Source organism: Cellulophaga sp. L1A9 (assembly GCF_009797025.1).
Lineage (GTDB): Bacteria > Bacteroidota > Bacteroidia > Flavobacteriales > Flavobacteriaceae > Cellulophaga.
In genome coordinates, this window is record NZ_CP047027.1 from 499,346 (window position 1) to 522,847 (window position 23,502).

At 33.4% G+C, this 23,502-nt stretch carries 20 protein-coding genes and 1 tRNA gene; 8 read left to right on the forward strand and 13 right to left on the reverse strand.

Features of this window, described 5'->3' with window-relative positions; all coding sequences use genetic code 11:
- Nucleotides 1-30 precede the first annotated feature (30 nt).
- The 4 genes from GQR94_RS02020 (at nucleotide 31) to GQR94_RS02035 (ending at nucleotide 7,425) form a co-directional block, all read left to right on the forward strand.
- On the forward strand, nucleotides 31-735 hold the full coding sequence (locus GQR94_RS02020) for a DUF4197 domain-containing protein (protein WP_158973809.1): 705 nt from the start codon (nucleotides 31-33) through the stop codon (nucleotides 733-735).
- Between the two features lie 437 nt (nucleotides 736-1,172).
- Nucleotides 1,173-2,402: an AraC family transcriptional regulator gene (locus tag GQR94_RS02025; protein WP_158973811.1), complete on the forward strand. Its 1,230-nt coding sequence runs from the start codon at nucleotides 1,173-1,175 to the stop codon at nucleotides 2,400-2,402.
- A 311-nt stretch (nucleotides 2,403-2,713) separates the two neighbouring features.
- Nucleotides 2,714-5,959 carry a SusC/RagA family TonB-linked outer membrane protein gene (locus GQR94_RS02030; RefSeq protein ID WP_158973812.1) on the forward strand — a complete coding sequence of 1,082 codons (3,246 nt, stop codon included), beginning with the start codon at nucleotides 2,714-2,716 and terminating at the stop codon, nucleotides 5,957-5,959.
- Between the two features lie 11 nt (nucleotides 5,960-5,970).
- Entirely contained in the window at nucleotides 5,971-7,425 is a 1,455-nt protein-coding gene (locus GQR94_RS02035) for a SusD/RagB family nutrient-binding outer membrane lipoprotein (RefSeq protein ID WP_158973814.1), read from the forward strand.
- A 136-nt stretch (nucleotides 7,426-7,561) separates the two neighbouring features.
- Here GQR94_RS02035 and GQR94_RS02040 read toward each other — a convergent pair whose 3' ends face one another.
- A complete protein-coding gene (locus tag GQR94_RS02040; RefSeq protein WP_158973816.1) occupies nucleotides 7,562-8,341 on the reverse strand; it encodes an alpha/beta fold hydrolase in 780 nt (259 codons plus the stop codon).
- Nucleotides 8,342-8,550: 209 nt separating this feature from the next.
- Here GQR94_RS02040 and GQR94_RS02045 point away from each other — a divergent pair, with 209 nt between their 5' ends.
- A complete protein-coding gene (locus GQR94_RS02045) occupies nucleotides 8,551-8,763 on the forward strand; it encodes a hypothetical protein (protein ID WP_233268612.1) in 213 nt (70 codons plus the stop codon).
- On the opposite strand, the gene pyrF is transcribed toward GQR94_RS02045, so the two are convergent.
- The 9 genes from pyrF to GQR94_RS02090 all read right to left on the reverse strand — a co-directional run bounded on the left by pyrF (nucleotide 8,764) and on the right by GQR94_RS02090 (nucleotide 17,769).
- Nucleotides 8,764-9,585: an orotidine-5'-phosphate decarboxylase gene (gene pyrF / locus GQR94_RS02050; protein WP_158973818.1), complete on the reverse strand. Its 822-nt coding sequence runs from the start codon at nucleotides 9,583-9,585 to the stop codon at nucleotides 8,764-8,766.
- Between the two features lie 2 nt (nucleotides 9,586-9,587).
- On the reverse strand, nucleotides 9,588-10,664 hold the full coding sequence (prfA, locus tag GQR94_RS02055; protein ID WP_158973820.1) for a peptide chain release factor 1: 1,077 nt from the start codon (nucleotides 10,662-10,664) through the stop codon (nucleotides 9,588-9,590).
- Nucleotides 10,665-10,806: 142 nt separating this feature from the next.
- A complete protein-coding gene (locus GQR94_RS02060; RefSeq protein WP_158973822.1) occupies nucleotides 10,807-12,078 on the reverse strand; it encodes a DUF3570 domain-containing protein in 1,272 nt (423 codons plus the stop codon).
- Between the two features lie 28 nt (nucleotides 12,079-12,106).
- Nucleotides 12,107-12,316, reverse strand: coding sequence for a DUF4266 domain-containing protein (locus GQR94_RS02065; protein ID WP_158973823.1), 210 nt, complete (start codon nucleotides 12,314-12,316; stop codon nucleotides 12,107-12,109).
- A gap of 10 nt (nucleotides 12,317-12,326) precedes the next feature.
- On the reverse strand, nucleotides 12,327-13,319 hold the full coding sequence (locus tag GQR94_RS02070; protein WP_158973825.1) for an FAD:protein FMN transferase: 993 nt from the start codon (nucleotides 13,317-13,319) through the stop codon (nucleotides 12,327-12,329).
- Entirely contained in the window at nucleotides 13,316-13,750 is a 435-nt protein-coding gene (locus GQR94_RS02075; RefSeq protein ID WP_158973827.1) for a thioredoxin family protein, read from the reverse strand. The genes GQR94_RS02070 and GQR94_RS02075 overlap by 4 nt, the downstream gene beginning before the upstream one ends.
- A 12-nt stretch (nucleotides 13,751-13,762) precedes the next feature.
- On the reverse strand, nucleotides 13,763-14,269 hold the full coding sequence (locus GQR94_RS02080; RefSeq protein WP_158973829.1) for a Rieske 2Fe-2S domain-containing protein: 507 nt from the start codon (nucleotides 14,267-14,269) through the stop codon (nucleotides 13,763-13,765).
- Nucleotides 14,270-14,320: 51 nt separating this feature from the next.
- Entirely contained in the window at nucleotides 14,321-15,499 is a 1,179-nt protein-coding gene (locus GQR94_RS02085; protein WP_158973831.1) for an AIR synthase related protein, read from the reverse strand.
- Between the two features lie 83 nt (nucleotides 15,500-15,582).
- The gene (locus GQR94_RS02090; RefSeq protein WP_158973833.1) at nucleotides 15,583-17,769 is read right to left on the reverse strand and encodes a glutamine synthetase III; all 2,187 of its coding nucleotides are present in this window, start codon (nucleotides 17,767-17,769) and stop codon (nucleotides 15,583-15,585) included.
- A gap of 211 nt (nucleotides 17,770-17,980) precedes the next feature.
- On the opposite strand from GQR94_RS02090, the gene GQR94_RS02095 reads away from it, so the two are divergent.
- Nucleotides 17,981-19,003: a glutamine synthetase beta-grasp domain-containing protein gene (locus tag GQR94_RS02095; protein WP_158973835.1), complete on the forward strand. Its 1,023-nt coding sequence runs from the start codon at nucleotides 17,981-17,983 to the stop codon at nucleotides 19,001-19,003.
- Between the two features lie 92 nt (nucleotides 19,004-19,095).
- On the opposite strand, the gene GQR94_RS02100 is transcribed toward GQR94_RS02095, so the two are convergent.
- Both GQR94_RS02100 and GQR94_RS02105 read right to left on the reverse strand, forming a co-directional pair.
- The gene (locus GQR94_RS02100) at nucleotides 19,096-20,031 is read right to left on the reverse strand and encodes a calcium/sodium antiporter (RefSeq protein WP_158973837.1); all 936 of its coding nucleotides are present in this window, start codon (nucleotides 20,029-20,031) and stop codon (nucleotides 19,096-19,098) included.
- 127 nt (nucleotides 20,032-20,158) lie between these two features.
- Nucleotides 20,159-20,815 (reverse strand): OmpW family protein, encoded by a 657-nt coding sequence (locus tag GQR94_RS02105; RefSeq protein ID WP_370458269.1) that lies wholly within the window; start codon nucleotides 20,813-20,815, stop codon nucleotides 20,159-20,161.
- A 579-nt stretch (nucleotides 20,816-21,394) separates the two neighbouring features.
- On the opposite strand from GQR94_RS02105, the gene GQR94_RS02110 reads away from it, so the two are divergent.
- Nucleotides 21,395-21,547 carry an SsrA-binding protein gene (locus GQR94_RS02110; RefSeq protein ID WP_158973839.1) on the forward strand — a complete coding sequence of 51 codons (153 nt, stop codon included), beginning with the start codon at nucleotides 21,395-21,397 and terminating at the stop codon, nucleotides 21,545-21,547.
- 546 nt (nucleotides 21,548-22,093) lie between these two features.
- Nucleotides 22,094-22,170: transfer RNA gene (locus GQR94_RS02115), tRNA-Arg, on the forward strand.
- A gap of 107 nt (nucleotides 22,171-22,277) precedes the next feature.
- On the opposite strand, the gene GQR94_RS22590 is transcribed toward GQR94_RS02115, so the two are convergent.
- Nucleotides 22,278-23,288, reverse strand: a complete 1,011-nt coding sequence (locus GQR94_RS22590) for a hypothetical protein (protein ID WP_233268614.1) — start codon at nucleotides 23,286-23,288, stop codon at nucleotides 22,278-22,280.
- Nucleotides 23,289-23,502 lie beyond the last annotated feature (214 nt).

Below are 23,502 nucleotides of genomic sequence, written 5' to 3' on the forward strand. Positions count from 1 at the left end.
TAAACTATAAATTTGTAAAAAACATTCCCCATGAAACATAAAATTATTGCGCTAAGCGCTGTTTTTCTATTATTTAGCTGTAATGAATTACAACAAGTTGTAAATCAACTTCCACAAAGTAGTACTATCGGTAACGCCCAAATAGCAAGTGGACTGCGAGAAGCTTTAGATTTAGGTATTGAAAAACAAGTTCAAAAATTAACCCAAGAAGATGGTTTCTTTAAAAATGATCTTGTAAAAATTGTTCTCCCTGAAGATTTACAGAAAGTAGATAATACGCTTCGCAAGATGGGCTTAAGCAGTTTAGCTGATGAAGGGCTTAAAGTTTTAAATCGCGCAGCAGAAGATGCTGTAAAAGAAGCTACTCCTATTTTTGTAGACGCAGTTAAAGGAATAACATTCAGTGATGCTAAGCAAATCTTATTGGGCAGTGATGATGCTGCTACAAATTATTTAAAATCTACTACAGAAACACAATTATATACTTCTTTCAGCCCTGTGATCAAAAATTCATTTTCTAAAGTAGGTGCAGATCAAGTATGGAGTAACCTTATTACTAAATACAACAACATTCCTTTTGTTACTCCAGTCAACCCTGATTTAACAGATTACGTAACAGGAGAAGCACTAAAAGGTGTTTATACAATGATTGCTGTTGAAGAACAGGAAATAAGAACTAAATCTGCTTCTAGAACTACGGCATTATTACAAAAAGTATTTGCATTGCAAGATTAAATGTAACTATTTTAAAATAAATGTGTTACGTCATATAATAACTCAAAAAAAACTACGTTATTTTGTTATAAGTAACATTAATAACAATTAGCTAAGGTTAGGTTAACCTTAGTACATAAAAATGATATTACTTTTGAAGAATAATATTTGAGTTTAGTAATTTTTTGAGTTAGTTAGTCTAAAACCGGTGGGAGCACCGGTTTTTTTGTTTGTTATATTTTTTAAACTTTACCGGATTTTTATTTAAAAATATAACTTTAACATCAATTTAAGATTTAACACTAATCTTAAAACATTAGAAAAGTTAATTTTACAGCGACTTATTTAATTTTATGCTCTCAAAAGTAGTCCTCATTATTGGAAGTCTTTTCATTTTCTCTTGTACAAAGAGCAATACTTCAAATATTGAATTGACGAATACTCAAACTATCACCACATTGAAAAAAGTTATTAAAACCTACTTCATTGTTGAAAACAAATTTAATTCTAGCTCAACTCAGGTTGAAGACTCCTTAAATCAAAAGAACTATTCCAATGTAAAAAGTGAATCTAAAGTTATTTTTAAAGAGCCCAATAGTACTACTCAAAAAAACTTTATTCATTGGTTTTTTTTGGCTAACGCCTTACTTGGACTTTGTATTTCCGCACTAATTTTCCTAAAATTTTCTAAGTTAGATATCAACAATGTCTACTTTACGATATTCTTAACGGGTGTTTCATTGATGCTTCTGGAACTAGCTTTGTTATGGTGGAATAACGTTCATTACAATCCAAAGGTGCCTTTTTTTAGAGCACAATTTTATTTTTGGATACCGTCTTTATTCCTCTATATGAGGAATAAAATTGAAAATAGAAATACCATAAATTTAAGAGAGAACATCTTACAGTATCTTGTACCCACAATGATGCTGGGTTCATACATCTATATCCTATTTTTTGATGTGAGAATTTTATCTCAAGTATTGAGTAGTTTAACGTTTAAAGCCATTTATACATTTATTTATCTTGCCTTTTTAGTTCGCATCAGCACAAAACAAAAAAATAAAATCCCTTTAAATATCAAAAAGTGGTTAGTTTTTCTCGCATCTTTTATTATTGTCATTTTTCTATTATTATCAACAAGGGCTTACTTCGAGAGCGATAAAAATATTAATTCATTAAGCATTTATTTTTTGGCAATCCTTTTTTCAACATTCATCACTATAATTTCGTTTATTTTATTCTTTCAACCAGAAATATTTATAAAAAAAGAGAATATAGAGAAAGAAGAAAAAACTAAATATAAAAATTCAGGCTTAACTGATGATATGTTGAATAGTCTAAAAATAGAACTTAACGAAATACTTAGAGTAAAGAAAGTTTACTTAGACAATACACTTACACTTGAAGGTCTTGCTGAACAATTAAATACTGACAGATATAGCTTATCACAGACTATTAACCAAGAATTTGACAAGAATTATTATGAACTAATTAACGATTATAGAATTGAAGAAGCCATTCGTAAGATTCATAATTCTGAAAGTGATTTAGTAATATGCGATTTAATATATGAAACCGGATTTAACAATAAGGTTTCCTTCTACAAAGCATTTAAAAAAAGACACCTTAAAACACCACTGGAATATCAAAAATCTATATTTAAAGATAAAATAATAGACCCTTAACTTTAATTTATCTTAAAAATTTAACACTTAAACTAATCCGATTAAGCACCTAATTACCAGTTATTTAAATTATTAGTAAACGTTAATTTAAATCGGTTAGAGTTCACTTAGGTCGGAAATTAACAATATACTCATACTCTTTTCTTCTTTTGCTAGTAGGTTAAAAAGCTAGTTAAAAAAATCAAAACTCTATTCCATACAGTTTGATCTATTTTTTATTTGAATTAGTTACTCCATAAAAAATTAGACTAGCTCTTTTAACTAAATTTTATAGACTAATTATTTAATAACTAACTCAAAAATTAATTTTCATGAGAATTAAGTATTTTTTATTTCTTAAGATTTTTCTTCTATCCTTGATGATTCACGGACAAGAGAAAACAATTACTGGTACGGTATCGGATCAGTCAAAGCTCCCACTTCCTGGTGCAAGTGTGGTAGTGAAGGGTTCCAGTTCTGGAACACAAACAGATTTTGATGGTAATTATACCATTAATGCAAAGTCAGGTGACATATTAGTTTTTTCTTATGTAGGACAAAAAACAGTTGAAAAAACAGTAGGCACATCTAATACAATGAATGCAATACTTTTGGAAGATGCTCAGGCATTAGATGAAATTGTTGTTACAGCACTAGGCATTAAAAGAGAAAGCAAAACTTTATCTTATGCTTCTCAGGTAGTAAATGCTGAACAGCTAAACATTACGCAAGACGCCAATCTAAAAACAGCTCTCGCTGGTAAAGTTGCTGGTGTTCAAATTCAAGGCCAGGCTGGTTCAAAACTTGGTCAATCAGGAAAAATTAGAATTAGAGGAGCTATTTCTCTTACTGCAGATGAAGATCCTCTATATGTTGTAGACGGAGTTCCAGCTGATCCAAACAGTATTGATATGGATAATGTAGCATCTTTAAATGTCTTGAAAGGACCTAACGCAACAGCACTATATGGGCAAAGAGCAGACGCAGGAGTTGTTGTTATAACGACTAAAAAAGGCTCTTCAGGCGCAATAGGAATTGAGATATCTAGCTCTGTAACATTTGATAGAGTTGCAAACCTACCTAACTATCAAAACCAATATGGTGGAGGTTACGATGGTAATAATTCGTTTTCTATATTTGGAGAAGAATTAGATATTTCTGAATACCCATCAGAATGGAGTATTTTTGAAGGAGAGAGATATCTAGCATGGGATAATAATTATGCTGATGAGAGTTGGGGACCAGAATTTGACGGACAAGATTATATTCCATGGTATGCCTATTGGGAAGATAGTCCATATTACGGACAAACGGCAAAATATACAGCTCAACCTAACAATATTAGAGACTTTTATGATACTGGTGTAACTCTAAAAAATACAATTTCGCTAAGTGGTGGTGGAGACAATTTTAGAGGAAGATTATCTTTCACAGATCTAGATCAATCCGGTATTACTCCATATTCCAAGTTGGATAAGCAATTTATAAGTACTAGCTTTGATTTCGATGTTAATGATAAACTTAATGTCGCTGTCGGCTTAAATTACACACAATCTAATGTTTCGGGCGATTTTGATGACGGTTATAGCAACCAAACATCAGGAAGCTTTAACTCATGGTTCAGTAGAGGAACTGAGATAGATAAATTAAGAGAATTAAAAGACTTAACCACACCTGACGGCCACTCAGCGAGTTGGAACTGGTGGGGACCTGATTATTACGCATATTACGGTGGAAGCTATAAAAAAGCAGCCTTCTGGTTTAACCCATATACTTATTTAGATCAATATGAGAATATTGATAAGACAGATAATTATGTTGGTAATATTAATTTTAAATATCAAATTAATGATAAGTGGGAGTTATCTGGTGGAGCTTCAAGAAATAAGGAAGAATATAAAAACGATTATAAAGTTCCCTATTTTTTAGCTTATTCATCCGCTCCTGACTTGTATAATCCTTGGTCAAATTCATTTGGAGTTTACAGAAGAACAGAATCTGAAAACAACTATAATGCAGCCCTAACATTTACGGATAAATTCGGGGATAACTTCGACGTTAAAGCATTTGTCGGAGGAAATATTAGAATCAACAACTATGACCGTTTTAGTGCTCAAATGGAGACCGATGCTTTAACAGGTGGTCTTATATTACCTGATGTATATGCATTTTCTAACGCCGCAATTACACCAACACCTTCAACATACGTTAGTGAAAAACAAGTAAATAGTATCTATAGTAATGTTAGTTTAGGATACAAAAGTTTGCTATATTTAGATGCATCTTACAGAAGAGATTGGAGTTCTGCTCTACCTTCGAATAATAATGGCTACGGCTACCCATCCATTGGTACAAGTTTCTTATTTTCAGAATTAATAAATAATAACTCTGTTTTATCATTCGGTAAATTAAGAGCTAGTTGGGCTCAGGTTGGTAACGATCTAGATGCTTACTTACTAGATCCAGCTTATCCTTTATCTGAAAAACCATATAATGGCTTGGCCTTAGAATATACGAACAGTTATGTCTTAGACCCTAACATTAAACCTGCAATTAACACTTCATACGAATTAGGATTCGACACCAAATTTTTCAGTAATCGTATAGGTTTGAGTTTGACTTACTATAATGAAAAAAGAAAGGACGAAATAATCCCTGTCGGCATTTCTAACGGAACCGGTTACGCTAGTTACTATACTAATGCTGGAGAATCTGAAAGAAAAGGTTTAGAAATTACTTTAATGGCAACGCCATTTAAAACAGACAATTTTCAATGGGATATAATGGCCAACTGGGCCACTAACAAAACCACTATAAATAGCTTACCCGGAACTTTAACTTCACTTGATGCATTAGGAACCAACGGTTCTGATGATTACGGAATGGTTAGTGTTATACATGAATTAGGAAATGAATGGGGTCAATTGAGAGGTACAGGTATTGCTAGGGATGACAATGGAAATGCAATTATACAAGAAAGTGGACTTTATGCTGTTGAAACTAATCAATATTTAGGAAGTATTTTGCCTGATTTTACAGGTGGATTAGTCAACACTTTTAGATATAAAGATTTAAGTTTAACTGCATCTATAGATTACCAAAAAGGAGGTAATTTCTTTTCATTAACCGAGATGTGGGGTAATTATTCTGGATTACTGGAAGAAACAGCAGGGTTAAATGACCTTGGAAATAAACTTAGAGATGACGTTGCTAGTGGCGGGGGTGTTCATGTTACTGGTGTTTCGTCAGTAGACGGAACTACCGTAGACACATATGTTGACTCTTACTCATATAGCCAACAATTTTATGCCAACTCACTTGCAGAGCCTTTTGTACATGACGCAAGCTATATAAAATTGAGAGATGTAAGCTTAAGCTATAGCATTCCAAAGAAGTTTCTTAACGATAAATTAAGTGGTCTTAGTCTTAGTTTGGTTGGTAGAAATCTATGGCTAATTGCAGTAAGCGACGACAACACTCATAGATGGGATCCTTCTGAATTATCAGAGGCTTATGGGGAAAATGCGCAAGCTCCTGGCACCAGAAGTTATGGTATGAACATTAAATTAACTTTTTAATTAATTGACTGATGAAAAAAATAATATATATAGCATTTAGTCTGATATTTACTCTTTTCTCTTGTGAAAATGTAGATTTCGGAGATACTAATGAAAACCCAAATGGCGCAAGTGAAGCCGATGCAGCTTCTTTACTAGCAGCAGCCATGTCACGCTACTCTACCTTAACCGGCAGAAATTACTTAACAAGACCTACTCTTTATGTACAATATCAATCTCAAGTAACCTATACAGATGAAATGTTGTATAGTGAATCTGCTGCAGATTGGTACAGTTATTACGTACAGACATTATCTAATTTACAATTGGTAATCGATCTTAATTTAGACGAGGAAAATCACACAATTACTTTCTTAAATGAAGGAGATCCAGAAAATCAAATTGCGGTAGCCCAAATTTTTCAAACTATAATTTTTAAGAGACTTACAGATACATACGGTGACATCCCGTATTCTGAAGCATTGGCCGATATTGACAATTTGACTCCTGCTTACGACTCACAAAATGATATTTACGAAGGTATGATTTCAACTTTGAAAGAGTCTCGTGATATGATAGATGAAACTGGTGTTGGTCCAACTGGAGATATAATTTATGATGGTGATGTGACAAAGTGGAAAAAATTAGCCAACTCTTTAATTCTTCAATTGTCATTGCAATTATCAAAGAAATACCCAAATGCATCAGAATATGCTGCAATTGAATTTAATGGTGCATTAAATGATGCAGCTGGGGTTATCGAAGAAATAAGTGATGAAGCTTGGTTTTATTACGATGAAAACTTTAACAACCCATGGTCTGCTCAAAGAACAACTGATTATTTTCTATCTTTAGAATTTACAAATGCTTTAAAAGGTCTAGGCACTACCTCAAATTCTTCATATGATTCTAGAATTGAAGTTTTTGCTAAGAGTCCAACTTTAGACGGAGTCGCTTATGGTTATTCTGATGGTTCAGGAGTGGGAAAAACTGGAATGTCTTCTTTAATTTGGAATTTGACTGCTCCTTTACAATTGATGACTTCATCATATACTTATCTTAACAGAGCTGATGCTGCTAATTTAGGTTGGACCTCTGAAAATTCAGCTTCACTCTTAGCATTAGGCATACAACAATCCTATGCCACTCTAGATGACCATTATGGAACCTCAATTAGTACTGAGTCAACTGCTTATAGCGCAGCAAGGGTTGTCGATATGTCAACTATTGGAGCAACTCAGGTGATTGCTGAAGAAAAATGGGTCTCTTTATTCCCAAGTGGTTTTGATGCTTGGTCTGAATGGAGAAGAACTGAATATCCTACACTAGTTCCTGCAACAGACTATCTTAATAGTGGAGTAATACCAAGAAGATATATTTACCCTACTGATGAATTTAGTTTAAATCCATCATCGTATGCAAGTGGAGTTCAGAGCTTAGTTCCTGCAACAGACAATAACTCTTCAAAAATATGGTGGGATCAATAAAAATTTAGTAAGGTTATAATTAGGCCCAATAAATACCATCAATAAAAAAACAGCCATGATTTAATATCATGGCTGTTTTTCTTGTTTTAAATCTTATGTTTACAAAAAAAAAGCCTACTCGCTTAATAATAGGAGATTAAATCTTATTCAAATACCCAATTACGGTATCATTAAAAATTAAAGGTTGTTCTACGTTAACCACATGACCGCATTTTTCAACAACAAATAATTCTGAGTTATCATGCGAAGCTACTATCTTTTCTATAGAAGGTAAAAACAAGTAGTCTTCTCTTCCCATTACATACAACGTAGGTATTTTAATATCTACCATTCTAAAGAAACGTAAAAGCGGATTAATCTCTGAGGTGAGCTTAAACCAACGTATGAACTCTTTCTGGTATAATTTCTTCGCTTCTCTAACAAATAAGGACCTAGACTCTTTATGGTTCTTATTTGGCATAATTATGAAGGCGAAAAACTTATACAGCCATAAATACGGCACAACCGATTTAAAAATAACACCTAAGCGTATTAAAACCTGTGATCTTAGATTCAATTTCATGATTGCCCCTCCCATAATCATGCTCTCTACACGATTAGGATACTTTTCTGCTAAATTTCTAATTAAAATAGTACCCAATGAGATACCCACAAAATGAGATTTCTCTATTTTCTCATGGTCTATAACATGTAAAATATCATCGGTAATAAAGTCAAAAGTATATTTATCACTAAAAGCATCTTTTAAATGCACTTTTGAATTTCCGTGCCCTCTTAAATCTAAAAGTAAAACATTAAAATGTTTTCTAAATTCACGCACTTGCTTAAACCAAATGGTTGAGCTCCCTCCTGCTCCATGAACAAAAGTCACCCATTTTGTAGAAGTTTTATGTTTGTGCTTGGTATAACTTAGCAATCGGTTCTTTTTTTGTAAATGTACTTAATTTTTTCAATAGAAAGAATTATCAGTATAACGGCTAAAAACTAAGTTTATTTAAAATCTTCATTAATTTAGAGAATCATTTACCGATAAAATATAAATGACGATACAAAACACCTGATTTTTAGCTACATATAACGAATAGTAAACATCCACAACCTACTTTTCAACGTATATTTGATATAATGAAAATAACGAGAGAAACTATGAATAATCAATACTGTAAAGTAGGTGCAGTTAAAGCATTAAATAAAGACGAATATTCTATTACAACATTAGAATATCTGTATCAAAATTTTATTGAAAAAGCGAGCAATATCCAATATGCTAACACAAAATTGGGCGATTTTTTTGAGTCTAAGGCGCTAAAATTAGAAAAGCTATTAAACGAATTTTAATTAGAACTTTTTTTCTAATTCAAGCTGCATTTGTTTTTGGAGCTCTTTCGCTTGCTGTTTTGCCGCTTGCGCAAAATCTTCATCCTTTGAAGCATAGATAATCCCTCTGGAAGAGTTTACCAGCAAACCAACCTCTGCCGTCATTCCATAGCTACAAACTTCAGATAGGCTACCTCCTTGTGCTCCTACCCCCGGTACTAATAAAAAACTATCAGGAACAATTTGTCGTATCTCTGTTAAAAAGCTTGCCTTAGTCGCACCAACCACATACATTAAATTTTGTGCGTTTTCGTACGTTTTAGACGTTTCTAAAACCTGTTCATAAAGTGGCTTACCATCTATTTGTTTGGTTTGAAAATCAAAAGCTCCTTCATTAGATGTTAAAGCCAACAAAATCGTGTGCTTGTCCTTAAAGGCCAAGAACGGCTCTACGGAATCTTTACCCATATAAGGGGCTACCGTGACAGAATCAAAGCCTAAATCTTCTAAGAATGCCTTTGCATACATCGTAGAAGTATTCCCGATATCGCCTCGTTTAGCATCTGCAATGGTAAATATGTCAGGATATTTGTCGTTTAAATAACCGATTGTCTTTTCTAAAGCTTTCCAACCTTTAATGCCATACGCTTCATAAAATGCGGTATTAGGCTTATATGCAACACAAAATTCATGAGTAGCATCAATAATTGCTTTATTGAAAGCAAAAATTGGATCTTCTTCTTTTAACAAATGTGCTGGAATCTTGGCTAAATCTACGTCTAACCCAACACACAAAAATGATTGTTTTTTATGAATCTGTGCTACTAAATGTTCTGTGGTCATTTCTAAAAAATTTCTGAAGCTTCTTTTAGTTTTTCAGTATTTTCAACAAGACTTAATTCGTCTATAATTCTTTGAATGTCCCCATTCATAATATTTTGCAAATCATATAAAGTAAGTCCTATTCTATGATCCGTAACTCTACCTTGAGAGTAGTTGTAGGTTCTAATTTTTGCAGAACGGTCACCACTACTTACTTGAGAATTACGTTTTGCAGCATCTTCTTCTTGCTTCTTTGCCAATTCTTGGTCATATAAACGAGAACGCAATACTTTAAAAGCTTTTTCCTTATTCTTATGCTGTGATTTCTGATCTTGACACTGTGCTACCAATCCAGATGGAATATGTGTTAAACGTACTGCAGAATAGGTAGTATTCACCGATTGTCCCCCTGGTCCTGAAGAACAGAAAAAATCTATACGAACATCTTTTGGTTCAATTTGAACATCAAAATCTTCCGCTTCTGGCAAAACCATTACTGTAGCTGCACTAGTATGCACACGTCCTTGTGTTTCTGTTTGAGGAACACGCTGTACTCGGTGTACCCCTGCTTCAAATTTTAAGGTACCATACACATTATCACCAGTAACCTCAAATTGAATTTCTTTGTAACCACCACTAGTACCTTCACTTAAATCTATCACGTTAGTTTTCCAACCCTTAGATTCACAGTATTTGGTATACATTCTAAATAAATCTCCTGCAAATATACTGGCTTCATCACCACCTGTACCTGCTCTAACCTCAACTACAACGTTTTTAGAATCTTCAGGATCCTTTGGTATTAAAAGAACTTTTATCTCTTCTTCTAATTTAGGCAAACCAACTTTAGCTTCTTCTAACTGCATTTTGGCCATTTCTACCATTTCTGCGTCACTTCCGTCAGAAATAATTTCTTGCGCTTCCTCAATATTATTGGTGAACTCTATGTATATATCGCGCTTATCTACTAAGCTCTTAAGATCTTTATATTCTTTGTTTAACTCAACATATCGTTTTTGATCAGAAATTACATCAGGTTGAATAATCAAATCTGACACCTCATCAAAACGTTGTTTTACTATATTTAACTTATCTAACATGACCGTGCTAACATTTTGTGCGAAATTACAATAAATTTGCACATTTAAACATATCTTAATTTTTCGATACCATCAATTTAAAAAATAATTATCAAATAAATGTCCTTTTTAAAGTATCGATGAAGCAAAAAAAAAAATAAAATTATCTTACAAAAGTAGTTCCAAACGTAAAAATATAAGAATTTAAGCCATCACTCCGATCGTAATTACTAAAACGTAAATCGATGGTTTTTAGTCCAAATTTCAGCAATTTAGCATTGGTGAAAATATCTTTATACCGAATTCCTATTCCATATTGATGGGCATTAAATTCAGACAAATCATAATCTGAGGTATAGTAATCTAAATTAGATACCGCAGCCTCTTTTACATAAAAATAATCTGCAGCAGTCTGAGTATAATAGCGGTATGTTGGATATACTGTAAACAAGCTACTTATCTTAATTGGCAACTCAATACTAGCCGTATGCGATGTTACCCCCCAATCATCTGTATAAAAACGATAATAGCTTCTTAAAATCAAATAATCATTGATAAAGTAATTTAAACGCCCTCCTATTGGAATTTTAAAGCGTGTATCCGGTAATTGTTCTACATTATCTGCTAATTGAAAATCTTCAATAAAGAAATCTTCTTTATCCGCAAAATACACCCGCTGAAAAGGCGTACTCAACAAACCTTGTTGAGCTACTAAATCTAAAAAAATGGAACCTTGCATGCGCTTACTTACTATTTGAGACAAGCCCAATGATAAAGAGTATGAGTTTCGAGTTTCTGATTCAAATGCTGTAAAACTAGGAGTATAAGTGCCATTCCCCGTTACCCGGTCATCAAAAAAACCATTACTTAATTCTATAGGGTATTGCGGGTTCCAAGCATCAAAATAAACCTTAGCACTCGCAGATATTTCTGTGTTTTTCTCATTAAAGAGTTGTGCATATCCTCCTCCAAGACCCACAGAGAAATAATCATACTCCGAAGATAAATATGCATTTGCTGTCCAAATTTTATTTCGATCATCTGAACTGTGTTGGTAAGTAGGATTAATATGCGCTAAAACATCAGATTGTGATGCACCCGAAGAAGCTATATAAGGACTTACACGTTCGTTTACACTACCGTCTAATGGATTAATATTACTTGAAGATGCGGATGAATATGCAGAAATACCTACATCTACGGTTAACACATCATCATCATTTATTGGCAACCGAACAACAATTGTAGTCGTCACATCTGTCAATTCTTCAGAACCCTCTCCTCCAGAAACTGCAGCATGAGAACCATCTTGACTGTAATAACTAAACAAAGCATCTACTTCTGTTGTTTCTAAAACACGTTTTTTATAAGAGGTCTCTTGTGCCTGAAGTGCCAAACCAAGAAAAACTAAAATGATGGTTATTATTTTTTGCATTATACTTTTTAAAATTTAAATCCTTTATTTAGTTACAACCGCAACCACCACCAGATTTACCGCCATTAGCACCCGCAGCTGCTTCACGATAAATTTGAAAATTAGTTTCAAACTGCTCTATGCTTTTTGCGGACAAAGCCATTTCTTCATCATTTAAATAAACCTTATCATATTCTTTTACCGCCACACAAGACGTTGCACTAAGTACTAGAATACATAACACTATACCCTTTCTCATAATTTTAAAATTACGGATTATCAAATTTAATACCATTGCTTTTATAAATTTTATTCTGAGAATCTACTACAATTACCTCGGTATCTTTCAATTGATTAATTAGTGAAATACCCGTATCTATCCCCATTATAAAAACAGCGGTAGCTAAAGCATCACACAATTCTGCACTTTTAGAAAAAACAGAAACACTATTAATGCCTTTTGATGGATACCCCGTTCTTGGGTCTATTATATGAGAATGTTTCTCACTATTTATTACAACATATTTTTCATAATTTCCTGAAGTTGCAATTGAAGACTCATCTAAAGGCATCCATGAAAATACCTTTTCCTTATCTAATGGATTACTTATACCTACAATCCATTTTTCTCCTGTAGCCTGCCTTCCCCAAGTAGTTAAATCTCCTGAAGCATTTATTACACCTGCAAACACTTTTTTTGATAGCATTAATGCTTTTGCCTTATCTGCCGCATACCCTTTACCTAGTGCTCCAAAACCTATTTTCATACCTTCTTTCTTTAAAAAGACTGTTGAATTCTGTTTATCTAATAAGATGTTTTTATAGCCTACTTTAGCTATGGATGAAGTAATTTGTTTTGTTGTGGGTGCATGCCTCATTGTACCATCAAACTTCCAAACTTTATCCATGGAAGCATATGAAATATCAAATGCTCCATCCGTAATTTCAGAAATTTTAATTGCTCGCTCTATTAAACTAAATAATTCTGAACTCACTTTAACAGGCTTTATTCCTGCATTTCTATTTATCTCTGAAGTTTCGGAATTTTCATCCCAAGAAGAAATAATTTTTTCTACCCTACTAATCTCGGCAACAGCATCATCAATATTTTTTTGCGCTTCTGTTTCTGATTCCGCAACGATAGTAATGTCAAACCGAGAGCCCATAAGCTTCATGGTTTTTGCCAGTGTTACATATTTCTTTTCTTGACTATTCCCTAATATCGAAAAGAATATTAGAAAATATAGGGGGATGTTTTTCAATCTAAAAATTCATTTAAGACCGAAATATACTCATTTGGACTCACTTTTTTGTACCCTGTTTCGCCTAAATTTTCACCTTTATCATTTAAAACCACAATAAGCGGAAAATATCCCTTAGCGTTGTATTTATCCGCTAATATTTTATGCTGATTTTCTAATTCTGGTGCAAGCTTATTGGTTTTACGACGCGGAAAATCTGCTTTATACAATACATAATGCTTTTCTGCATATTTTTTAAACTCCTCTGACTGCCAGATATCACGGTCTAACTTTATACACGGAGCACACCAATCTGACCCTGCAAAAACCAACACAATAGGTTGATTATTTTTCTTTGAAAGCGCTTGTGCGTCTGCAAAAGATTTCTGCCAGTTTTGGGCATTGACCACCACTACACAAAAAAATATACTTAGAAAAAATAACTTTTTCATAATTCAAAAATATTACGCCTCAAAAATACGCAACATATCATCCGCTAAAACTTCTGTTTGGTAAACCTTGAGAGGATTGCTAGTTATAGAATTTAAAGGAGTACCATCTTGAGCAAATCTCGATCCATGGACATCGCATTCGTAAATACCATCATTGTCACTTACAAATGAGATGTTGGGATTATTCTCATGGCTACAATATTTACTTGCTGCAACTAATTCTCCTTCTAAATTTCTAACAATGATAATATCGGTCTCTGTAAATTTCTCTTTCGATTTTACAAAAATAAATCCTCCATTACTTTGAAGATTAGACGAAGTACTCGCATTTAAATCTACCGTAATATCAACACTTGTTGGCTCCTCTTCTTCAGGGTCAACACCTATTGGCACCTCTCCCTCTTCTTCTGAAACTTGCTCCTCACTTTCACTATCAGAAGAACAACCGTGTAAACAAGAGAATGTTAGTGCAAAAGCTGCTCCAGCCCCAAGTGTTTTTAAAAATGCTTTTCTTTCCATAATACTATTCCGTTTAATGACACAACGAAAAACTACTTCTAATCGTATGTATTAGTACTCAAAAGTTCCGTTTTTACTTTTTATCGTCAATTTTTTTGTTGCACTCTCCTCTACTCTACCTACAATTCTCCCACGCACACCAAAAGAATCGGCTATCTGAATTAAATCTAGCGCAACGGCTTCATTTACATAAAACTCTAAACGATGGCCACAATTAAAAACCTGGTACATTTCTTTCCAATCGGTTTTAGATTGCTCTTGTATTAGGTTGAATAATGGTGGTACTTCAAAAAGGTTATCTTTTATAATATGAAGGTTATCAATAAAATGAAGAATCTTAGTTTGGGCTCCACCACTGCAGTGTACCATTCCGTGAATATCTTGGCTAGTATATTTCTCTAAAACTTTTTTCACTATTGGAGCATATGTACGTGTTGGTGACAATACCAACTTCCCTGCATCTAAAGGAGCATCTTTAACAGCATCTGTTAACTTCACCTTTCCAGAATACACTAAATCTTCAGGCACTTCTGCATCGTAACTTTCTGGATATTTATCTGCCAAGTATTTTGAAAACACATCATGACGCGCGGAAGTTAATCCGTTACTTCCCATTCCTCCGTTGTATTCCGTTTCGTAATTGGCCTGACCAAAAGATTCTAAACCTACAATTACATCGCCTGCTTTTATATTTGCATTATCTATTACTTCACTTTTTTTAAGTCGCGCTGTAACTGTAGAATCCACAATAATAGTCCGCACTAAATCTCCTACATCAGCAGTTTCACCACCTGTAGAATGTATAATTACTCCATGTTTTTTTAAATCTGAAATAAGTTCTTCTGTACCATTAATGATTGCAGACAATACTTCACCCGGAATTTTATTCTTATTTCTCCCTATGGTAGAAGACAACATAATGTTATCCGTAGCCCCTACACAGATTAAGTCATCAATATTCATAATTAAGGCATCTTGAGCAATACCTTTCCAAACCGATAGATCTCCAGTTTCTTTCCAGTACATATATGCTAATGAAGATTTTGTACCCGCTCCATCTGCATGCATTACCAAACAATATTCATCATCATTCGTTAAATAATCCGGTACAATTTTACAGAATGCTTTTGGAAACAATCCTTTATCTATATTTTTTATAGCATTATGCACATCTTCCTTTGATGCTGAAACACCTCTTTTATTATACCTTTCGCTGTTTGATGAACTCATGAATGTTGATTTTCGACAAAAATAGTGGAATCATAAAAAAAAGCACTCCTATTTGAGTGCTTTTAGTTAAAAAAAATGTGATATTATTTTTGAAATAATAGTTCTCTATATTTCGTTAACGGCCAAAGTTTGTTATCCATTAAACTTTCTAGTTTATCACAATGCAAACGAATCTTATTAAAATACGGTTTTACCGTATCACAATATGCAAAAGCTTTTTTATTAATATCCTTTAAACGGTTAGCGCTTCTACGTGCATCAGTCATTAGATCTGACTGCTTTTTAACATCCGCAATATGCTCTGCTATTTGCTCTATAAGTGATAGCTGCCCATCTGTTAATTTTTTGTGTGCTGCGCCATAAATGTCTTTTAAACCCATCACATTTTTAATCAATTCATTCTGATAGGTAACCGCTGCAGGGATGATATAACTATACACCAGTTCATTATACATTCTTCCTTCTATTTGCAGTTGAAAAATGTATGTTTCCAATTCTACTTCTTTTCGGGCAGAAATTTCTACTTCACTCATCACCTTCATGGTCCGGAATAATTCTAAACTCTCCTTAGAGGTTAAAACCTGAAGTGCAGATGGGGTATTCTTATTATTACTTAATTTTCTACGTTCTGCTTCTTTCTCCCATTCCTCACTATACCCATCACCATCAAAACGAATCCGCTTTGAAGTCTTTATGTATTCTCTTAAAACATTAAAAACAGCCTCATCTTTTTTAAGGCTCTTTTTATCAATAAGAGCATCAACTTCTTTCTTAAAATCTATTAATTGTTTTGCTACAATAGTATTTAAAACTGTCATTGGCTTAGCACAATTGGTCTTAGCTCCTACGCCACGCATTTCAAATTTATTCCCCGTAAATGCAAAAGGCGATGTTCTATTTCTATCCGTATTATCCAAAAGGATTTCCGGAATTTTACCCACAACATTTAATTTGAGCTCTGTTTTTTCTTCTGGAGATAATTTGCCATGGGAAACCCCTTCTAGCTCATCTAAAACATTACTCAATTGCGTACCTACAAATATAGAAAATATAGCTGGCGGCGCTTCGTTAGCACCCAACCTATGATCATTACTCGCAGAAGCTATAGACGCTCTTAATAATTCCTCATACGTGTCTACCGCTTTAATTGTATTGATGAAAAAGGTTAAGAATTGCAGGTTTTTCATTGGCGTAGAACCAGGACTTAATAAGTTTACCCCTGTATCCGTTGCTAAAGACCAATTATTATGCTTTCCAGATCCGTTTATACCCGCAAATGGCTTTTCATGAAACAACACTTTAAAATGATGCTTATCGGCAATTTTATCCATAACATCCATAAGCAATAAGTTATGATCTACCGCCAGATTAGCCTCTTCAAAAACCGGAGCAAGCTCAAACTGATTTGGTGCCACCTCATTATGTCTGGTTTTTACAGGAATACCTAGTTTTGTACATTCTTTTTCTAAATCGCTCATAAAGCTCAATACACGATCCGGAATTACCCCAAAATAATGATCGTCTAATTGTTGCCCTTTCGCTGCTTGATGTCCAATTAAGGTTCTACCTGTCATCACGATATCTGGCCTAGAAACAGCTAATGCTTTGTCTAATAAAAAATATTCTTGTTCCCAACCGAGTGTTGCATTTACTTTAGATACATTTTTATCAAAATATTTAGCAACGGCGGTTGCCGCCTCATCTATAGCACTTAACGCTCTTAATAAAGGAGCCTTATTATCTAAAGCTTCTCCTGTATAGGATACAAATATGGTTGGAATACACAATGTGGTCCCATAAATGAATGCTGCCGATGTAGGATCCCATGCTGTATATCCTCTAGCTTCAAAAGTGTTTCTAATTCCACCGCTTGGAAAACTAGATGCATCTGGCTCCTGTTGCACCAATTGTCCGCCTCCAAATTTTTCTAAAGCACGACCATCGGGCAATAAATCAAAAAAAGCATCATGCTTTTCTGCTGTTGCTCCTGTTAAAGGCTGAAACCAATGCGTATAATGCGTAGCCCCCATTGTAATAGCCCAAGATTTCATAGATTCCGCGACTTGATCTGCTATTTTCCGGTCAATCTTCGATCCTGAAAAAATAGCACTCTGTACACTTTCTAGAGCATCTTTTGTTAAATACTGAAGCATGCGCTCTTCATTAAAAACATTTACCCCGAAAATTTCTGAACGCCTCCCCTTTTCATCTATTGGAATGCGTTCACGGTCTTGACTTTTAGAAATAGCTTCTAATCTTATTTTAGACATAAATTATACCCCATATTATATTGCTTGCAAAATTAACGATTTAATAATTTAATCAGTAAAAAATTAAATTAAATATAAAATACCCCAAAAAAAATACACCTTCACCGAATTATAATGAATATTTCGACATTTACCCCCTAAAAAACTAGAAGTAAAGCTAAAAAAAATTATTTTTGTTGGAATCTATAAAGAATTATAATTAGTTAATATTATGGCCAAAATTAAATTAGAATACATCTGGTTAGATGGGTACTTTCCAACACAAAACATGCGAAGCAAGACAAAAGTTGAAGAGCATGAAGACTTTCAAGGTACAATTGAAGAAATCGGTAACTGGTCTTTTGACGGATCATCTACGAGACAAGCTGTAGGCGGATCTTCTGATTGTTTATTAGTTCCAGTTGCAATTTATCCAGATCCAGACAGAATTAATGGTTACTTAGTTATGACCGAAGTTATGAATCCTGATGGGACACCACATGTTTCAAACGGAAGAGCAACTATTGACGATGAAGATTCTGATTTCTGGTTTGGTTTTGAACAAGAATATTTTATCATGGATACTAAAACGCAATTACCTTTAGGTTTCCCTATTGGTGGTTACCCTGCTCCACAAGGAATGTACTATTGTTCTGTTGGTGGTAAAAATACTCACGGTAGAGGTTTGGTTGAAGAGCATGCTGATTTATGTATTGAAGCTGGTTTAAACTTTGAAGGGATCAACCAAGAAGTTGCTTCTGGACAATGGGAATACCAATTGTTTGCTAAAGGCGCTAAAAAAGCTGGTGACGAAATATGGATCTCTAGATACCTATTAGATCGTTTGACAGAAAAATATGGTTACTATATAGATTACCACCCAAAACCATTAGGAAAAGATATGGACTGGAATGGTTCTGGTATGCATGCTAACTTCTCTAACACTTTATTAAGAACGTGTGGAAGTAAAGAAGTTTATGCTACAATTTGTGAAGCTTTCAGACCATTTGTAAAAGAACATATTGCTGTTTACGGTGAGTTTAACGACCAACGTTTAACTGGTTTACACGAAACTGCTTCCATCAATGATTTCTCTTGGGGTGTTTCTGATAGAGGTGCTTCTATTCGTATTCCATTAATTGCTGTGCAAAAAGGATACAAAGGATGGTTAGAAGATAGACGTCCTGCATCAAATGGTGATCCATACAAAATTGCAGCTAGAATTATCAAAACTGTAAAAACCGCTAAGGTTTAAATTATACTATTATTTTTATACACAAAAAGAGCTGTTGATTTTTCAACAGCTCTTTTTTTATTCTCTTATTTCAATTTAAAGTATGCCTATATTTATAGTGTAAAGTAAACAAATGTGACATAACTAAGTAACAAAACTATTCCTTCCCATTTCCCTAAATGCATTCGCTTTGGAAAAAAGACCAGCGGCAATAACAAGAATGATATGCCTAACATCCAGAAAATATCGTTATCTAAAAGCCCTAAATCTTTAGCTTTAATTGGTGTTATTATAGCCGTTATCCCTAATACTGCTAATAGATTAAAGATATTAGATCCAATTAGGTTTCCTAAAGAAATTGCTTTCTCTTTTTTTATTATAGCTATAATAGACGCCGCTAACTCGGGAATACTCGTGCCAATAGAAACCACTGTTACCGCTATCACACGTTCGCTTACTTTGTAAAACTCTGCCAAGCCAACAGCTCCTGTAATTAATAACTCCGAACCTCCCCACAAGGCAACACCTCCTAAAACTAAAAACAGAACCGTTTTATAGTTTGGCAATAAAACATCGTCCTCAGGCTTTTCATCTTCAACTGCTGGTTTTTGGAAACGCAATAGATAAATTAAAAAAGCAAATAGAAAAACCACCATTACAATACCTTCATAACGCTGAATTTCATGATCAAAGTAAATAAACCCAAAAAACAACAAGGAAGCAATGATCATCACTGGCCAGTCTGTGGTGTAAAAACTCTTTTTAACATCAATAGACCCCAGTACTATAGTTACCCCAAGAACTAGCCCTAAATTTGCAATATTAGACCCCACCACATTCCCTAAGGCCAAATCAGGGAAGCCATCTAAGGCCGCTTTTATACTTACGATAAGTTCAGGTGCTGAAGTTGCAAAAGAAACTACGGTCATCCCAATTACAATTTTAGGGATATTTAACCGAAGTGATAAGGCTACTGCTGCCTTCAGAAGCCAACTACCTCCAAAAATTAAAAGAACCAAACCGCCAATGATAAAAAGTATATTTTGCATTCTTATGTTTTTGGCAAATATAAAGGAAGTACTAATTTTTTAATACTGTTTAAACCATATTAATTTTAAACCATAAAAGAGGCCTCCTTTACAAGAAGCCTCTTTTATTACTTAATTTTTAAGAACATTAAAATCTATACCCAAGACCAAAACCAATTGCTAAGGGGTTAATATCCACATCTGCACCAACTGTTGCGCCCAAAGCAGTAGTAGCGTCAATAGTCGCATCTGTTTTTATGACTATTTTTTTTACATCTAGGTTTATAAACCATGCATCATCTAAATAATAATCAAATCCCGCTTGGAAAGCTACACCAACACTATTCTCATAATCTACATGGTCTACGACATCACTTTCATCTACACCATAAAAAATGGTGTAATTTACACCCGCACCAACGTAGGGCTTAAAATCACCACCTGTAAAGTGATATTGCATCGTTAATGTAGGTGGCAACAACCATACATCTCCTAAATTAATGGTCCCAACAGAGGTATCCGTTGCTTTTACATCATGATTGGAGGTACCTAATATGAGCTCTGCCGCAATATGTTTCGTAAAAAAATACGTAAAATCTAATTCAGGTATAAACGCAGTAGAAATATCTACATCACCACCAATTACCTCTATATCCGCACTTTCTGACGGAATAATTGCTACACCTCTTAAACGCACTTGCCATGTACTATAATCCTGCTTAGAAGTCCTATTATCTTCTTGCCCTCTTACCATGACAGAAAAAAGAATCCCTATCAATACACTTAACATTAACTTTCGCATCATCTCTAATTTTAATATTATTATGACACAAAATTATGAGATGAATATTCTTGAAATAATGATAAATATCATTTTTTTAACACCTCTATTACCACTCAAAAAAAAAGTAAAAAATGTTTCGCTCCAAATGAAACCTCATAAAATTCATCACGAAGAAATCGAATCCGCCTTGGTTTATCAACTAACAGTAAAAACATCGCTACAATTGTTGCAAATTATAACAATTTATAAAATTATAATATCAAATTACAACAACAATACAGTAAACAGTATTACATATTAAAACAAAATACATTAAAAAAACACTAAAATCATATGCACTTTTAATAAATCGAACACGTGTATTTGGTTAATAGTATTACTATTATATATATTCATCAAACAATCAATTATAAACTATTTATAACCTTTAAAACTTTCAACTATGATTATTCTCGCTAAACTATTAGTATTAATGATGCTGTCACTGATCATGACTCTTGCATAAGAAAAAATCATATAGGCCTATATTTACAAAAGACTGTCACCTTAGACAGTCTTTATTATTAAATTTTACAGTTATATTTGCGTAAAGATTAGAAAATGAAGAAATCTATATTCAAAATTTTAGCAAAAATGAATACTTTAATTCTTCCTTCATTTACCAAAAAGAGATTGGATTTAGCCAAAGCTTCAAAATTTCAATTAGCCCTCGTTGGCTGGCGTTATTACGTTACCACGAACGCTTTGGATTAATTTGCTCTTAACGATGTTGCTTATGCTCCACTGTAATTTTCTGTTACACAAAGAATTATATTAGAAAATTTAATCCTTTAATCATTATGTGTTTGCTCTAGCAATGCCTTAGCCGTTCGCTTTAATATCATTATAATATCATAAGGTAAACTATGAACTGGATACATTTTCAAAGTTCAGATTCTAAATTACCATCTGCATACTGCTCTGAAAACATTAAAAAGTAATTCTTCTAAATTGAAAATAAGCACAATTAGTGTATTTAATCTAGTCGCCAATAGTGTTTAAAAGCTGAATATGTGGTTTTAAAAACTAATAATTTGATCTAATTCTCTACAATTTTTTAAAAAATTCTACTCAATTTCAGTATTATCCAATATTTATGAATTGCAAAATAAAGTTGTAACCCCTTTAAAAACAATGGCTTGATTTAAAAAGTTATGAATGCGGAATATATACTTTTTAAATTCCGACTTTTTTACGAGTTCTTATTTTGTGGTAACGCTAAAAAGAAATATATTTGCAGCCCGTTAAGGGTGAAAAAATGGCCTCGTGGCGCAACTGAATAGCGCACTTGATTACGGCTCAAGAGGTTACTGGTTTGAATCCAGTCGAGGTCACCACTAAAATCAAAGCTTCCAAGAGATTGGAAGCTTTTTTGTTTTTAGCATTTGCAGAAAATTTGCAGAAAAATCTTTTTTTAAAGAAAGCCCTTATTATCTATATTGTACTAAGTTAACGGATCTATTTCATCTGCTTTTTCATTCGCCCAATTAATCCATTCGATAGTCTTAGCATCAAATTGGTTATTTACACTCTCCTTCTCCTCCACTCTCTTTATATATTTCCGCAAATTCTTTGCTTTTTTCCAATTCTTAGCATTTATAAAAAGCTCCGTCTTTTTCTCCTGTTCTAAAGCTTTTTCACGAGCAATATCTTTTTCTTTCTCTTCTAGTATTCTCCTTTTCTCTTCGTCTATAGCTTGTTGTTTTCTAATATCTCGCCAGTAGGTTAAATTTTCTTCTACGTTATCCAATATTTCGGGAATACGTTCTTCTATTATCCGTCTATTTGTGTCAAGCCAATTTTTAGGTGCATGGGATCCTATTTGAAATTCTAATTTTTCAGACTTTACATATTCTTGGTACGGCCAACTCAGTTCGTCCAATATTTTTACTCTGTGATATTTCTGCCTTAGATTTATTTTTATGGTTTGATTGTATAATTCTGCGTAACAACCTTGATATTCAAATACAATAGACATACCTCTTTCTTCCATATGTGATAGCAATAAATTCATAAAAGATAAAGCTCTTTTTTGAAGTTTACTGTCTGTTTGTATTGGTAGTATTTCTAAATTTTTGGGATGTTGCGCTTGAAATACAGAAGCTCTGTAGGAATTAGTATTGATTAAATATTTTTTAGTCTTTACTACTAGCGGATGTATCTGCCTTGGATTTTTAAATTTAGATTTTACATTTTGAATTTCTTTTGCCTGTTTACTAACTCTTAATTCTATCTTTATATTCTCACTAATTCCAATAGGCAATTCTACCCTCACTACAGGCTTTCCAAACTTTAGTTTAGACCAATAACCATTTTCAGGTAATGGAATTTGGTTATCATCACACAGTTTTTTGAAATCTCTATAAGTAACACCATATTCCTCTACTATTCGACTTATTGGTTTTCTCCAGGCAATTTCATATAAAGCTTTTCTAGTATTAATTTTATCTAACATTATTAACTTTTCAAAGTTTACAGAGTGATATTTTTTCAACTAAATTATCCATATTTTAATTCTCTAAAAAAATAAGAGAATTTTACAAAATAAAACAAGCATACATTTATTCATTTGCTTATTTTTAAAATCCCCTAGAAAAGCTTAATCATCCATATTTTTTTGAAACTATATTAATGGCTACCAACAGACATGCTCAAATTCGATATACTAT